We start from the raw sequence: 15083 nt of genomic DNA, 5'->3' as shown, positions 1-15083 counted from the left end.
CAAAAGGTCCGGCACACGCCGCGCTCTCACACGCAGCCGCTCAACCCCGCCGTCTCTCGATACGGCAGGTGAGCTCCTACCTGTCCCGTGTCCGAAAGAACTATTTAAACATAGGGGTGAAATGGTGAGCGGGGATCATTCTCTTAAATTTAGATTTAAGGGCGTAATAACAAAGGGTTCAGTTTTCTTATAAGTAGGGAAAGACTTCCAAAGCCCCTACTTTCGTTCGCGGCTGCCTTTATGGCGACGGCTTCGTCAGGTCGAAAACAGCGATGAATTCTCGGTTCTCGCGGCGCAACTCATAAGTTAGCGACGTCTCTGGGACGAGCGTAAAAGACCAAACATTGGTCACAGAAGCATCCAACCCATTTTCACGAAAATTATCAATCGACTCTTGATCGACCGGGAAGACTACGCGGGTTGCGGTGCTCTCGCCTGACGCCATGCCACCATAATTTGTGACGGGATCAGGAGATCCATCTTTGAGCGTATGCGCATGTTTAAATTCTAGGGCTTGGCCTTGATCCATCATTTCCAGAGACCAGACGCGGCTTTTGTCTGCGCCGACATCCAGCGCCATAGAGGTCTTATTCTCTGACAAACACGTAATCGGGCCGAGGGTCAAAACCTCTCGTCGCCAGTCTTCGTCCACCGCGTCTTGACTGATCACTTTACCTTGGAAGCTCTGCCCGCACAGGGATTGAATGCTGTGATGGAACGCCGACAGCGGTGTTTCGACTTGGGTTTCTGCGCAGGCTGTCAAAGACAGAACACCGAGCGCGAAACCCAGTGTTTTGATAACCCGAAACTTTATCGGGGCTTGAAGAGAAGACGAGAAAAAGTTCATTTCATGATACCGATCGACGAATGGTGATGGCGCGTCCGGAATAGGACTCCAGCTTTTCGAGTAGGGCGGCTTGTTTGACAGGCTTCGTCAAATAGTCATCCATACCCGCGTCTAAACAATTTTCCCGGTCATCTTTCAAGGCATGTCCCGTCAAGGCGACAACAGGCGTCGGGGACAAGCCATTTTCGCGCTCAAAGCTGCGAATTCGGCGTGTCGCTTGGAAGCCATCCACCACCGGCATAGATACGTCCATGATGATCAGTGGAAAACGTTCTGGGTCAGCGGTAAACATCTCAATCGCCTCCTGACCATTATTGGCAAAGATAGGTTTGAAAGCGGTATCGGCCAGCATGAGTTTGACGACTTCTTGGTTCAGCGTGAAATCCTCAGCGACGAGAATTTCCTGTTTTTGCGAACGTTGGACCTCCTGCGCCGCCGCGGTAGTTTCTTGAGGGGCTAACACTTTTGGCGTCATAGGGTTTGAGAGGACCCGCACAATTGTATCAAAGAGACGGCGTTCACGCACAGGTTTGATGAGATAGCTATCAATACCAATGTCTGCCAAGGCCGTCATGCTCACGGGTTGATCGCAAGAGGACAGCATAATTATTTGCGGAGCTTTGAGTGAAGGTGTCTGACTGATCAACTGAGCAAACTCCTGCCCATTAATGCCAGGCATCAAAAAATCCAGAAGAATTAGGTCATACGGTTTTGCAGATTCTTGTGCCACCTTAATCTTGGCTAGCGCATCCACACCATCAATAGCGACGTCCGTGCGTAGGCCCCAAGCTCCAAGTTGCTCCGTAAAGAGGTTGCGATTGACCTCAATATCATCAACGATCAGTACGCGTTTACCTTCAACCAAGCTTCGGTCAAAAGATTCTTCCTTGGCCGCTGCATCAATGGGGAGCGGCACCCGAAAGCCGAAGGTTGACCCCTCGCCTAAAGTTGATCGCACGCTCATGCGGCCACCCATCATTTCAATGATATATTTTGAAATGGTCAGGCCTAGGCCTGTGCCGCCATAGACACGCGTCGTAGATCCATCGGCTTGAGTGAATTTATCGAAAATACGGCTCATTTTTTCAGGCGATATACCGATACCTGTGTCGGTCACCTCAACGGTGCACACCGCCATGTCACGAACGGTCTGCACATCCACATTGATGGTGATATGTCCGGTTTCAGTAAATTTAACGGCGTTCCCCAAAAGGTTTGTAATGACCTGACGCAAACGACCTGCATCGCCAATGAAACCCTTTGGTAGGTCAGACGGATAGTTAATGATCAGCTCAAGCCCTTTGCTCTGCGCATTGGCTCGAAGAAGCGACGTCACATCATTCAGAGACGATTTAAAATTAAAAGGCATCGGATCAATTTCAAACGCGCCTGCTTCGATCTTTGAGAAATCGAGAATGTCGTTGATGATCGTTAAAAGTGCCGAGGCAGAATTATTGATCACCGACACAAAATCACGCTGGCGATCGCTGATTTCAGAATTCTCCAACAGCTCTGCCATACCCAAAATCCCGTTCATCGGGGTTCGTATTTCATGGCTCATATTTGCGAGAAATTCCGATTTCGCCCGAGACGCCGCTATTGCTTCATCCTTAGCCTGCTCCAGCTCTGCGGCTTGACGCCGTTCACGCGTCACATTTTTTACAAACGCTTGGATACGAATGGCTTTACCGTCAACATCCCGAATGATTTCTCCGGATGTGGTAAACCAACTGTCTTCGCCAGACTGCGTTTTAATATTATCCGTACTTTCGAAACGGTTTCCGGTTTTCGGCGCGTTTGCCAAGGCCGCTTTAAAAGACCGCCGCGCATCAGGTTGAAGAATGCTCATTATTCCGTGAGTTTCGATCTGTTTCACAACTTTAGAGCCGAAAAACTGCTGCAAAGAGTTGCTTAGCGTGTAGGTCTTCGTCGAAATGTCAAAAGACCAATAGCCCGCGTGACCTAAGGCTAGGGCCTTATCCAATAGAACCTCTTTTTCGACGAGTTCGGAGACATCATCCGCAATTGAAATCACCCGACCACAAGGCAGGTTTTTCCTGAGAAACCGATGTGTCGTTCCATTCCCCAATGTAACCAGGCGCGCAGTTTCAGAAATGCCCGCGGCGTTTCGTCGGATCTGTTCGTCCGGCGACAGATTTTGCTGGTCTAGCATTTCAGGCGTGAATAAGCCGTTTTGCAGCATAAGGTCATGGCATTGTGAGAGCGGGTCGCCGGGCTTCAGCTCTTCTTCCGTTATACCAAGGTGTCGATACACGGCTTTGGAAATGAGCAAATAGTTCATGTCCGCGTCAAGAATACTGACGCCTGACTCAAGATTTTCGGCTAGAATTTTCAGGTATTCGGTGTCTTTCAAGCCCGGATCATCACTTTGATTAATGGACTGATCCGACATTCTACGAAAACCTTTGACACACCGCGGTGCAGCCGTCGCTGCTTGGCGAAAGTCTTGGCCCCTCAAGGTTAATAAAACACAAAAAAAACGGCCCACTGTCTAAAAGACAGGGGCCGTGAAAGTCTTCGCAATCCAATCGGGGAGAGTGAATGCGGTATGAAGCGCGGCAACAAAAGGGGAGGACGTTGCCGTGTTCGTGAGCTCTATATAGGAATAACCCGTCACGTTCGGAACCCGCGCCCGCGCAAGTGAGCTATGCGAAAACGCATAGGAATTTGCCCTATCTCACTATCTTCGTTCACATTCGCGTCAGGAACGGCCGTAAATCTAGCCGTTCGGCCAGTTTCGAGTCATTTCGGTTAAAAATTCGCGGAAGACTTTTGCGCGAACCGAGCCCCGCAACTCCGTCGGATAGACAAAATATAGATCAAATTCTTCACCACGGACGCTTGGCAGTATCCGCACGAGTCGTTTTGACAGAACCGTCATATAGTCTGGAATACCGACAATGCCGATTCCTGCCTCTGCCGCGCGCATAATGCCGTGCAAATTATTGACAACCAATGCAGGTTTCCGCGGGGCCTCGCCCGGTTCATGTCCAACGTTCAATACCCAGTTTGCACTATTGAGGTTTTTGGGGATCAATTCTCCAAAGGCGACAATTCGGTGATTGTCCAAATCTCGCGCAGACGTCGGCGCCCCATGATCAGACAAATATTGATGACTAGCATAAAGCGACTGCGTGATTTGGCCCAATTTTCGCTCAATCAAATCACCTTGCGTCGAGGGCCACGGCCGTAGAGCACAATCGACATCGAACGCTGAAAGGTCATGCTCCGCATCTTCCAAAATCAATTGCACATCAATGTCAGGATAGGCTTTGAGGAACTCTGGCAGGACTGACGGCAGCCAATTTGACCCTAGCGATATCGGCGATGATACGCGCAAGACGCCTTGAGGTTTTTGCCGGCTGTCGATGACGCGACTTTGGACCCGCGCGATACGAACTGCGACATCATCTGCGGTCTTATATAGAATTTGCCCCTGCTCTGTCAGGGTAAGACCGCGCGCATGCCGATGAAACAACGGCATATTGAGAAATTCTTCGAGAGCCGTGATCTGCCTCGAGACCGCCGACTGAGAGATTTTGAGCTTATCCGCAGCGGCGGTCAGAGATCCTGTCATCGCTGCAGCATGAAAAGTCTTCAACTTATCCCAATCGAGGGAATGCGGCATTTATTCGGCGGCCTCGGCGAGTTTCTCCGCCGCGTCGACTTCTGCCAAATAACGTTCGGCTTCTAACGCGCCCATACAACCAAGACCTGCGGCTGTGACCGCCTGACGCCACTCCTCATCGGAAACGTCGCCTGCTGCGAATACGCCGGGAATATTGGTCGCCGTACTGTCAGGGGCCGTTGTGATATAACCGCCTTCATTCATCACGACATGACCTTTGAAGATATCTGTCGAGGGCTTGTGCCCGATCGCGATGAAAACACCATGGGTTTCGCGATCATACACTTCGCCCGTCTTTGCGTTTTTCAGACGTACGCCCGTCACGCCCAGAGGCTGATCATCACCGAGAATTTCTTCCAGCGTCGTATCCCAGAGGATTTCGACCTTTGGATGATCAAATAGGCGTTGCTGCAAAATCTTCTCTGCCCGCAAGGTGTCACGACGATGGACAAGCGTCACACGCGACGCGAAATTGGTCAGGAATAAGGCTTCCTCGACCGCTGTATTGCCGCCGCCGACAACAACGACTTCCTTCTCGCGGTAGAAAAAACCGTCGCAAGTCGCGCAGGCGGATACGCCAAAGCCTTGGAACTTATCTTCCGACGGCAATCCTAACCATTTGGCTTGTGCGCCTGTCGCAATAATCACGGCATCGGCTGTATATTTTTTTCCGCTCTCACCGCTAAGCTTGAACGGACGCTCGGAAAAATCGACGTCGGTGATCATGTCTTCATGAAAAGCTGTACCGAATTTCAACGCATGCTCTTTAAAATGCTCCATAAGCTCTGGGCCCATAATGGACGGGAAACCGGGATAATTTTCAACATCCGTCGTGATTGTCAGCTGTCCGCCGGGTTGCATGCCCGCCACAATACCTGGCTCCAGCATGGCGCGCGCTGCATAGACGGCCGCCGTATAACCCGCAGGTCCAGATCCAATGATTAGGACGCGGTGATGAATAGTCTCGGTCATGCGGTTTCGCTCTTTAAAAAATTATCCTGCCCAATGTAGACATTGCTATCTACATCCGCAACCAGACTCGGCACGGTGCCTGTGGGCAGGCTTGGTTTTCGGCAAAGTCGATAATCTTGGGGCAGGCTGACCGTTTTTTGGACAGAAATGATTGAGGCTCCTGCTAAGGTCTGGCAACACGAGGCTATGAAACACCTTATACCTGCCTTTCTCGCCCTTCCGCTCACCGCTCTCGTGGCCTGCGCTGCGCCCGAAGAGACAGCCCCACCACCCGCGCCAGAGGTCACAACCGTAGACCTTTCTTCGAAATTTGTGTGGCCGCGAAGTTACGATTATATGCCCGAAGGCGCGACGCTGGTATATTCAGCCACCCTGGACTGGCGACATGACAGCGGGATCGCAGGCGCACAGGCATTCTGGTCGCGTGAGTCCGATGAAAACGGATCAGGCATTTTTATATCCGAAGACGCGCGTATCTTTTCGGACGAGAACCTTACGAAATTTGACGTCATTGTTTTGAATTCCGCGACCGGCAATGTGTTGAATGGAGATCAACAAAAAGCCCTCCAACGCTTCGTCGAAGCGGGCGGCGGCTTAATCGCGCAGCACGCCGCTGGCGATAGCAGCTTGGCCGAAAGCTGGCCGTGGTGGGAAACCCAATTTGGAACAGAGTTCGTGAGCCACCCCGCCGACCCACAATTTCAGACAGCAGATGTGGTCACCTTAGCGACGGATCATCCCGTCATGGATGGCATCGGCGCAAAGTTCGCCCATAATGACGAATGGTATTCATTCACTGGCCCAGTTGGTGGAGACGTCGTCGTGCTCGCAGGTTTAGACGAGAGCACCTATTCGCCGCTGAATAAGGTTTACGGAGTCGAAGATTTACGCATGGGGCCAGAGCCCACAGATCACCCTATCATTTGGGCGAAATGCCCTGGAAATGGCAAGATTGTTTATTCTGCCCTGGGTCACAAAGCCGACGCCTATGATTCCGAAGCTCATAAAAACATCCTGCGCAACGCGATGGCATGGGTGCGGGCAGAAAGCGACGCGGGTTGCCCTTAAAACCTAATTAACTACACTCAAATTGGGTTTTTTAACTCCCCCTTGCTATCTCAGGTGGCGAGGGAACTATGACAAATTCAAAAAAGACATACGGGTGGATAAGTTTGGTTGCTCTGACAGGTTTGGCCTTCGTCTCTGTTCTTGTCTTATCACCTAGGCCGAATAGGACTGCAGTTGCCGCCCTTCCCGAACGCCCTCCGACATTTCAAGAGTTGATGCTGTTGGCGGATAATGGCCTAGCACAAAATAGTTTGATCCAAAGCTATATATACAACCAACCAAATGGCATGGGCGCGCAGCGCGTATTCGCAGAAGCGGCTAAGGGCGACGACGAAGCCGAATTGATGTCCTGTTATTTACTGATCGCTGGGATAGGTATTGAAGAAGATGAGGACCGGGGATACGAGATTTGTGAAACCTCAGCTAAGAAAGGCTTTTCAGCAGCCAAAGCCAATCTGATTTACCGGGACCTTCGCGCCAACCCCGATAATATGGACTGGAAAGGTGCCCATAAAAAATTCCAAGCCTTAATCAAAACGGATCCTGCGCGCGCCCATCGGGGCCTTCAATCCTTATATGGCTTAGATCATCCGAAAGCCTCACCCCAATTGATGCGGTACCATCTCCAACAGGCCATTAAACACGGCAACACGAATGCCATGCACGGTCTGGCAGAGTTTGATTTCAGGGGGCGCCCGCGATACCGCAACGTCCCGCGTGGAAAACGCAATCTCGAAAAGGCTTATAGCCTGAATGATTTCGACGCGGGCTACACTTTGGCCATCGAATATAAGACGGGGCGGTATTTCGAAAAAGATCTCGAGCGATACGCTGAGATGATCCAACGTATGTCAGCCTTCCTGCACCCCGCTTCACTTGGGGAACTTGGTTATATGTATAAGGCAGGTTTAGGCGTCGAAAAAGATGACGGTAAGGCTTCCGAACTCTTCGCAAGAGCGGCCGAACTTGGGAACCCCTATGCACAGAAGATGGCGGGATTTAGTCTCCTCTCTGACCCAACGAGCCTACAGGATCGTCAGTCAGGGATAAAATACCTGGAAATCCATGCGCGCTCAGGAGACGTCCACGCTATGGTTGGTCTAGCCCGCCATTACGAAACTGAGGGCGTAGCAAATCCGAATAATGAGAAGGCGCACTGGCGTGCTCGGGCCGCAATGCATGGCGACCAACATTCTCAAGATATCCTTGGCTATGGCTATATGGATACGGGTTATATTAAAGAAGTGGCCCCTTATATCGCAGCCTTAGAGATACCCGCCAAAGCTGGAGATCCCTACGCCAGTTTCCTACTCGCACGACACTACCGTGCCGCCAGCGGCGTGGACCGTGACATCCGTAAAGCTCAGCTTATCTTAAAAAAGGTCGCCCATTCGGAACATCCGCGCGTCATTGAAGAAATGGATGTGATTGACGGATATATCACTTACTTCGGGTCGATTGATGCCATTCCCGCCATCATTAAACATGGGGCCAGTTTAGGTCAGGCGTTGCCGTGATCAGACGCCTTAACTTGATCACTTAACAATTCGGCAACCCGTGCGGTTTCGTCGAGCGGCTCGTAGTCTGGACCCTCGACCTGTCCCGCGTAGCGTCCAACACCGCATCGCACTTCTAACGCGTCGTAGAGTCTTTGAAATTTGCCGGCCTTACCTGACATCGGTAGGCGAAACACGGGTTTTCCCGTCGCGCAGGCTTCTGTCAGCATATTCGTACTATCTTCAGTTACGAGGATGAGCTCTGCCCCACCGAGAAAAGCAAAATAGGGGTTAGGGCCTTCGCCATCATGCAGCCAAATATTGTCATGATCTGAGGCTAACCGTCGCCACGCCAAAGCTGCAAACTCAGGCGTCCGGCGAGAGGTCGTAATTAGCAGCGAATGTCCGGCCTTGAGCAGGCCCTGAGCTGCGATCAGATGCGCGGCATGGGCCTCTTGATCCAACTTATGTGTATTGGACGTACCCCCGATAAGGAACGCGGCGCGCGGCGCAGGGAGCTTTGAGAGGCCTTGGGCAAAGTTCAAAGTTTCACCAATAATCTTCGTATCTGTGACACGATTTGGCGACCCAATCATTTCGATGACGTTCTCACCGCTCACGCTGTCATGCTCTGGCGCGATGACAAGATCAAAATCTGTAGGTGCGCGCCGGGGGTCTTGAACATAGACCGTAAATACATCGGGGCGCGAACGTTTAAGATGGAGGAGCGCGGCAATCGCTTGCCGTCCGCAACCAATCGCGATGTCGCATTCAGGCAGATCAAAGGTCGCCAGCCGAAGCTGTCCTTTGGGCGGAAGCGCCGCAATGGCTTTGGAATGGGCAATGACCTGCGTACATATCTGCAATTCGGAAATGCGACTGCAAGCCTCAGCCAAGCCGAGTGCTTGGTTCTCTATTCCGCGACGCCCGTCAGACAGGACGAGGCAACGCAGCGGCTGAGCTGCCGCCGCCTCGGTCATTATTTGTAGAAGACCTCTAGGATTTCATAGAGCTTAGACCCACCCGGCGCGACGACTTCAAATCCGTCACCGACTTCTTTCGTGATCATCGCGCGCGCGATCGGCGATGTGATCGAGATTTTGCCATCTTTCACATTGGCTTCGTCTTCACCCACGATTTGATAGGTGCTTTCGACATCCGTATCTTCATTCACGATTTTTACCGTTGCGCCAAAGCGGACGACTTCACCTGACATGGAAGACGGGTCGATGACCTGCGCTAGGGAAAGCTTGCTTTCCAGTTCTTGGATCCGGCCTTCGATGAAGCCCTGCTTTTCCTTTGCTGCGTGATATTCTGCGTTCTCTTTTAGATCGCCATGATCGCGCGCAACCGAAATGGCATTGATGATCTCTGGACGCTCAACAGATTTGAGGTGTTTGAGCTCAGCTTCCAGCGCGGCGTGGCCGTGGACTGTCATCGGAAATTTTTGCATCATGGAAACGATCTCGTCGTAAAATTTATAAGCCGCAAGCAGATAGGCGCAAAAATCGGGTCGTCAAGCTGAAAATCACGCCGAAAGGCGAGTGAAGGACCTTGTCTAACCAAATCCTCACAAAGGTGTCACCCTCCTGTTACCTCTGATGACTTTATATATGCAGGTGTTTCCAAAACACAAATTATCGTTTTTCGATAATATTTTCTGGACAACGACGTTCAAATATATTATCGAATAACAATAAGGCAGACGAATAACCCCTTCCGAACGCCTTATACCACTTTCGGATCCCGGCGTGCCAACCGGACCGAAAGTGGAGATTACCCGCCCAAGTATTTCATTGGGAGATGCAGGCGGAACAAAGGAGAACTGACATGAAAACTTTATTTAAAACAACCGCGATTGCTTTGGCTGCCTTGGGCACAACACTGGCGCCGGCTGCGTTTGCGTCCACATCTGATGATGTCACCGTTACCATCGATACGCGCTACCTCGAAACAGATTGGGGCGTCGAAAAAGTTTATAACACGCTCGCCAGCAAGGCCGAGAGCGCTTGCGACGCTGGACACACGCGCGATATCGCCGCGCGCAAATTTGCCCGCGATTGCATGAGCGACTTGCTCGACGATTTCATCGTCAACGCCGATGAGGACTCATTGACCTCCTACCACGTGCGCATGACGAGCTAATCCTGCGCCACAGTAAACTGACCGCGAGGTCCTCCCACGGGAGGGCCTTTTTTTTTGGGAGGGAAGTGCCCGACGGCGAAAACCGTCCAGACGAGGAGCTGTCGTATTTTTCAAAAGAAAAAGGCGGCAGGAGTGCCACCCCGCCGCCATACGTCTTTGTCAATCGAAAGGAGACGAAAATCTAAAGACATGAATAGGTTACGGGATTTTCAGGCAGAGTGTCAAGGTCGCGATACGGCCAAGCCAATCCGCCGCAGTCACGCCAGACCCGACGATCGTCGGGTGAGGGGTTTGACTCGATTGACGCGATCAGCACAGGTAAACCATGGTCGTATCATCGCGCTAGAAGATAAAAATTTATAGACTTACGGAGAATGGCTAAAATGCCCAAGTTAAAGCCATCAAAAGCCGCCGCAATGCTAACCTTGGGCATGCTGATGGCCTTGCCACAGCTTAGCTCCGCGAATGGCGTCTCTGTTAAGCGCGGTGAGGACGGTCGGTATTACGCTGTGGAGCGGCCTTCATCGATGCAGAGGCGGTCCGCCGATTGCAAAGGCATAAGCGTTCGTATGATAGCCCAACTCTTGCATGGACGAGGCACAGAACTTTTCGCCAGAATTATCGTTTCTGACGGTGCAAATACACGAGCCTTTCAGCTCTCAGATGAATTAAATCACTTACTAGACGAGAGCCATGCACTGAAAAACATGGAGTTGGGGTGCTTATCTGGAGACGGCGGAGTAGGACTTATTCTCCACTCAACACAAGGCGTAAGTCATAACGCCCATATCCAAATTGATAGAGACGGCCGCGTGTTTACAAATTTTGATCAAACAGGATTTAAATTAGTGAAATAATAGTCGTTCAATTTTCCGAATTCGCCAGACTGATTAGAATTTGGAATTAGATACAAAAAGAGACGGTTGATGAGATATCCGATATGAACATGTTTGTGAAACATTCTGCAATAATAGGATTGCTCATCGCAGCCACCTTAGCGTCTTTCACCGCGGCAACAGCTCAAAACGTGTTAGACCCTGATGGAAAGTATTTGGGTGTCGTCGAGAGAAATCAAGCCGGAGAAATTGTGATCTCTACTGGCCCAGATACAAAATACTTTTCTTCTCAAGTCAGTGAAACAAAGCATCAACTTTTTTGCCAGTCTAACACAGCGATGATTATCGTAACGCGACGAGTTGAGGACAGTGATCAGGACACACTTCGAGTTTTCGATTTTTCAGCAACGCTCAACGGTGAGAAAATTGATATTTTCCAAGGAGAGGGCAGATCAACAGACTTTGATGACTTCACAACAATTGATGTGCAAACCACCTGTATAGAAGATGACTTTAAAATTTTTCTAATGGGGTACAGCGCAAGCCGAACGCGCAGCGGATCGACGCTTCTCACCTTGAGGATTAATGCCACAACCGGCCAAATTCACTAATCAAAGCTCTCTATTTTGAATTCATGAAGTTAATTTGACCTTGTTGGAAGCAAGCCTACCCCGCCGCAATGCTCTGCAGGCTCTCCACCTCATAATCCCCTTTCGCCAACGCCTTAATCGCTTCGACGGTGGCTTTGGCGGCGGCGGCGGTTGTGAAATATGGGATTTTCTGCGTGAGAGCTGTACGGCGCAGCGACTTACTATCGTCTAACGCTTGTTTGCCACTGGTCGTGTTAAAGACGAGCGCGATCTCTCCATTTTTCATTTGATCGACAATGTGCGGACGGCCCTCGTGGACCTTGCGGACATATTCAACCTCGACGCCATGTTCGCGCAAATGTTTCGTCGTCCCGCCCGTCGCGATGATTGTGAAGCCAAGCGAAATCAAGTCTTTTGCCATTTGCACCATAGCGGGTTTGTGATCTTCGCGCACAGAGATGAAAACCTTGCCTGAGGACGGCAATGTCACGCCACCACCGAGTTGGCTCTTGGCGAAGGCCATGCCGAAATTAGCCGCCAGTCCCATGACTTCGCCTGTCGAGCGCATCTCAGGCCCCAACACGGTGTCCACACCCGGGAAACGGGCGAAGGGGAAGACGGCTTCTTTGACCGCGATATATTTCTGCGGGCGCAGGTTCAGATCAAATTCGGAGAGCTTCATGCCCGCCATGACTTTGGCGGCGATATTGGCAACGGGCAAGCCAATGGCTTTGGCCACAAATGGCACGGTCCGCGAGGCGCGTGGGTTCACTTCGATGAGGTAAACCACATTATCTTTGACCGCGAATTGCGTGTTCATAAACCCAACGACGCCAAGCTCGAGCGCGAGGACTGTGGCTTGACGGCCCAGTTCTGCGACGATCTCATCAGACAACGTATAAGGCGGGAGCGAGCAAGCCGAGTCGCCCGAATGGACGCCCGCTTCTTCGATATGTTCCATAATGCCCGCGACGAAAACCTCTTCACCATCACATATAACATCGACATCAACTTCAACGGCGTCGCGCAAATATTGATCGATCAGCAGCGGCGACTTGCCCGAAACCTTGACGGCTTCTTTAATGTAGCGATTTAATTCGGCGTCAGAATTAACGATCTCCATACCGCGTCCACCCAAGACGTTGGAGGGGCGAAGGACAAGCGGGTAGCCCACAATATCTGCGGCCTCTTGCGCTTCCTTAGCGTTGCGCGCGATGCCGTTATTGGGCTGCTTTAGACCGAGCATTTCGACAAGCGCCTTGAAACGCTCACGATCTTCGGCGCGGTCCAGCGCGTCGCGTTTTGTCCCCAGCAATGGAATGCCATTGGCCTCTAACGCTTCGGCCAATTTCAGTGGTGTCTGCCCACCAAATTGTACGATCACGCCCAGAAGCTCACCTGAGGCCATTTCGCCTTGGATCAATTCCAAAACATCTTCTTCGGTGAGCGGCTCAAAATAGAGACGGTCGGATGTGTCATAATCCGTCGACACTGTCTCGGGGTTACAATTGACCATGATGGATTCAATATCGAGTTCCGCCATGGCGTAAGCGGCGTGACAGCAGCAATAATCAAATTCGATGCCTTGGCCGATACGGTTCGGACCACCACCCAAGATGACGACTTTTTTGCGGTCTGTGACACGGGCCTCATTGACGACTTCGCCGTTGAAACTTGGCTGCTCATATGTGGAATACATATAGGGCGTCTTGGCCGCAAATTCGGCCGCGCAGGTATCAACACGCTTATAGACGGGACGGACGCCCGCTTTGTGACGAGCTTTGCGAACCGCTTGCTCAGATTTCCCTGTAAGTTGACCTATCCGGACGTCGGAAAAGCCTTCCGCCTTAATCGCGCGCCATGTTGCGGTGTCTTTGGGGAGGCCCATTTCGGCCAACCAGTTTTCGGCTTTCACAATGGCTTCAATCTGGCGCAGGAACCATGGATCAAATTTCGTATAAGTCTGGACTTTCTCTACGGTGAAGCCCGCGCGGAAGGCTTGGGCGATCACCAAGATGCGGTCAGGGGCTTGAATCGTCAGGCGCGATTTCAGCGCCGCGTTCAGCTCTTCAGGGTCGTCGATCCCCATATCAATCGGGTCAAGACCGACCAAATCCGTTTCCAGTGACCGTAGTGCTTTTTGCAAACTCTCGGCAAAGGTACGACCAATCGCCATGGCTTCACCCACAGAGCGCATGGCTGTCGTCAGAATGGCTTCGCTGCCTGGGAATTTCTCAAACGCGAAACGCGGAATTTTTGTGACGACGTAATCAATCGTCGGCTCGAACGCCGCAGGGGTCGCGCCCGTGATATCATTGTCGAGTTCATCCAGCGTATAACCGACAGCCAGTTTCGCCGCGATTTTGGCAATCGGGAAACCTGTAGCTTTGGACGCCAGCGCAGACGATCGCGACACGCGCGGGTTCATCTCAATAACGACCATGCGGCCATCTTTCGGATTTACACCAAATTGTACGTTTGATCCGCCTGTCTCCACGCCGATTTCGCGCAAAACCGCGATGGAGGCATCACGCATGATTTGATATTCTTTATCCGTCAGCGTCAGGGCGGGCGCGACCGTGATAGAGTCGCCTGTGTGGACACCCATGGGGTCGATGTTTTCAATCGCGCAAATGATGATGCAGTTATCCGCTTTGTCACGGACAACTTCCATTTCATATTCTTTCCAACCGATTAGGCTTTCATCGACGAGAACTTCATTTGTTGGCGACGCGACAAGGCCCGAACGTACAATCTCCTCGAACTCTTCTTGGTTGTAAGCCACGCCGCCGCCTGTGCCGCCCATAGTGAAAGCGGGTCGGATAATTGCGGGCAAGCCTGTTTCATGTAGCTTGCGCACAGCTTCAGCGACACCCTCGGCGATATTTGGCTTTCCGTCTGGGCCCATTGGCGCAGAAATCATGCTGGCGCGTGGATTTTCCAGACCGATCTTTGTCATAGCTTCGGCAAATCGTTCACGCGATTCGGCCTTGTCGATGACGTCGGCCTTGGCCCCAATCATCTCAACGTTATATTTTTCCAACACGCCCATTTGCTCGAGCGACAATGCGGTATTCAGGGCTGTCTGCCCGCCCATCGTCGGCAGCAACGCGTCTGGCCGCTCGATTGCGATAATTTTCTCAACGATTTCAGGGGTGATCGGCTCGACATAAGTCGCATCTGCCATGCCAGGATCCGTCATAATCGTGGCAGGATTGGAGTTCACCAAGATGACCCGGTAACCCTCGTCTCGCAGCGCCTTACAGGCCTGAACACCCGAATAATCAAACTCGCAAGCCTGACCAATGATGATCGGACCAGCGCCGATGATGAGAATGGACGAAATATCGGTACGTTTAGGCATGTTTTCTCTACAATTCGAAGACGGCGGACCACGGGCGGAAAAGCAAATTGTCTCGCCATAATGAAGCCTGAGCGCAGGTGCAAGCATCCTGCCTGCGGGAATGTGGAAAACTGCGC

At 51.6% G+C, this 15083-nt stretch carries 12 protein-coding genes; 5 read left to right on the top strand and 7 right to left on the bottom strand.

Annotated elements, in window-relative coordinates; translation table 11 throughout:
• Positions 1–238: 238 nt before the first annotated feature.
• From IE073_RS09755 to trxB, 4 genes are all read right to left on the bottom strand, one after another.
• Positions 239–847, bottom strand: a complete 609-nt coding sequence (locus tag IE073_RS09755; RefSeq protein ID WP_189584957.1) for a hypothetical protein — start codon at positions 845–847, stop codon at positions 239–241.
• A 1-nt stretch (position 848) separates the two neighbouring features.
• Positions 849–3260, bottom strand: a complete 2412-nt coding sequence (locus IE073_RS09750) for a response regulator (RefSeq protein ID WP_189584954.1) — start codon at positions 3258–3260, stop codon at positions 849–851.
• 327 nt (positions 3261–3587) lie between these two features.
• Entirely contained in the window at positions 3588–4496 is a 909-nt protein-coding gene (locus tag IE073_RS09745; RefSeq protein WP_189584952.1) for a LysR family transcriptional regulator, read from the bottom strand.
• The gene (gene trxB, locus IE073_RS09740; RefSeq protein WP_189584951.1) at positions 4497–5468 is read right to left on the bottom strand and encodes a thioredoxin-disulfide reductase; all 972 of its coding nucleotides are present in this window, start codon (positions 5466–5468) and stop codon (positions 4497–4499) included. It lies immediately after the preceding gene.
• Between the two features lie 186 nt (positions 5469–5654).
• On the opposite strand from trxB, the gene IE073_RS09735 reads away from it, so the two are divergent.
• Both IE073_RS09735 and IE073_RS09730 read left to right on the top strand, forming a co-directional pair.
• Entirely contained in the window at positions 5655–6536 is an 882-nt protein-coding gene (locus IE073_RS09735; RefSeq protein ID WP_189584949.1) for a ThuA domain-containing protein, read from the top strand.
• A 68-nt stretch (positions 6537–6604) separates the two neighbouring features.
• Positions 6605–8053: a tetratricopeptide repeat protein gene (locus IE073_RS09730; protein ID WP_189584947.1), complete on the top strand. Its 1449-nt coding sequence runs from the start codon at positions 6605–6607 to the stop codon at positions 8051–8053.
• Here the strand turns inward: IE073_RS09730 and IE073_RS09725 are convergent.
• Positions 8038–9012, bottom strand: a complete 975-nt coding sequence (locus IE073_RS09725) for a mitochondrial fission ELM1 family protein (RefSeq protein WP_189584945.1) — start codon at positions 9010–9012, stop codon at positions 8038–8040. The genes IE073_RS09730 and IE073_RS09725 overlap by 16 nt on opposite strands.
• Positions 9012–9485, bottom strand: a complete 474-nt coding sequence (greA, locus tag IE073_RS09720) for a transcription elongation factor GreA (protein WP_189586260.1) — start codon at positions 9483–9485, stop codon at positions 9012–9014. The genes IE073_RS09725 and greA overlap by 1 nt, the downstream gene beginning before the upstream one ends.
• A gap of 377 nt (positions 9486–9862) precedes the next feature.
• On the opposite strand from greA, the gene IE073_RS09715 reads away from it, so the two are divergent.
• The 3 genes from IE073_RS09715 (at position 9863) to IE073_RS09705 (ending at position 11624) form a co-directional block, all read left to right on the top strand.
• Positions 9863–10177 (top strand): UrcA family protein, encoded by a 315-nt coding sequence (locus IE073_RS09715; protein WP_189584942.1) that lies wholly within the window; start codon positions 9863–9865, stop codon positions 10175–10177.
• 374 nt (positions 10178–10551) lie between these two features.
• The gene (locus IE073_RS09710; RefSeq protein ID WP_189584939.1) at positions 10552–11034 is read left to right on the top strand and encodes a hypothetical protein; all 483 of its coding nucleotides are present in this window, start codon (positions 10552–10554) and stop codon (positions 11032–11034) included.
• Between the two features lie 83 nt (positions 11035–11117).
• Positions 11118–11624: a hypothetical protein gene (locus tag IE073_RS09705; protein ID WP_233349987.1), complete on the top strand. Its 507-nt coding sequence runs from the start codon at positions 11118–11120 to the stop codon at positions 11622–11624.
• Between the two features lie 55 nt (positions 11625–11679).
• Here the strand turns inward: IE073_RS09705 and carB are convergent, their stop codons facing one another.
• The gene (gene carB / locus IE073_RS09700; RefSeq protein ID WP_189584932.1) at positions 11680–14967 is read right to left on the bottom strand and encodes a carbamoyl-phosphate synthase large subunit; all 3288 of its coding nucleotides are present in this window, start codon (positions 14965–14967) and stop codon (positions 11680–11682) included.
• Between the last annotated feature and the right edge of the window lie 116 nt (positions 14968–15083).

This window comes from Litorimonas cladophorae (assembly GCF_014652455.1).
GTDB lineage: Bacteria > Pseudomonadota > Alphaproteobacteria > Caulobacterales > Maricaulaceae > Litorimonas > Litorimonas cladophorae.
This window is presented reverse-complemented; position numbering and strand designations above follow the sequence as displayed.